At 51.6% G+C, this 616-nt stretch carries 1 tRNA gene and 2 rRNA genes; all 3 read left to right on the top strand.

The window, feature by feature from the left end:
* A 16S ribosomal RNA gene (locus LC417_RS22260) occupies positions 1-116 on the top strand; the annotation flags it as partial.
* Positions 117-204: 88 nt separating this feature from the next.
* Positions 205-279 (top strand) — tRNA-Glu (locus LC417_RS22255).
* Between the two features lie 230 nt (positions 280-509).
* Positions 510-616: ribosomal RNA gene (locus LC417_RS22250) — 23S ribosomal RNA — on the top strand; the annotation flags it as partial.

Raw genomic sequence — 616 nt, 5'->3', positions numbered from 1 at the left:
CAAAAGAAGTAGGTAGCTTAACCTTCGGGAGGGCGCTTACCACTTTGTGATTCATGACTGGGGTGAAGTCGTAACAAGGTAACCGTAGGGGAACCTGCGGTTGGATCACCTCCTTACCTGAAGATACCTTCCCGCGCAGTGTCCACACAGATTGTCTGATAAAAAGTAATGAGCAGGACGGCTGCGAAGTCGTGACACTTTTGTGTCCCCTTCGTCTAGCGGTTAGGACTCCGCCCTTTCACGGCGGCAACAGGGGTTCGAATCCCCTAGGGGACGCCACCTGCTTGGTGACAGGTGAAAGGTGTCTCCATACAGTATCTCAAAACCGATTTGGTTGCGTAAGCAGCCGGGCCGCGTTTGAGATATTTGCTCTTTAACAATCCGGAACAAGCTGAAAATTGAAACGACGCAGCGCGTCATTCCTCCGTAATAAGGAATGACAAAGCGATGCGTTCGAGTCTCTCAAATGCTTGCAATTCGCAGCGTTGTAAAACGCCTGTGGGTTGTGAGGTTAAGCGACTAAGCGTACACGGTGGATGCCCAGGCAGTCAGAGGCGATGAAGGACGTGCTAATCTGCGTAAAGCGACGGTAAGGTGATATGAACCGCTACAGCCG

The organism is Pantoea sp. OVA07A (assembly GCF_019969975.1).
GTDB lineage: Bacteria > Pseudomonadota > Gammaproteobacteria > Enterobacterales > Enterobacteriaceae > Pantoea > Pantoea agglomerans.
The sequence above is the reverse complement of the archived record's forward strand: the minus strand, read 5'-3'. Positions and strand labels throughout refer to the sequence as shown.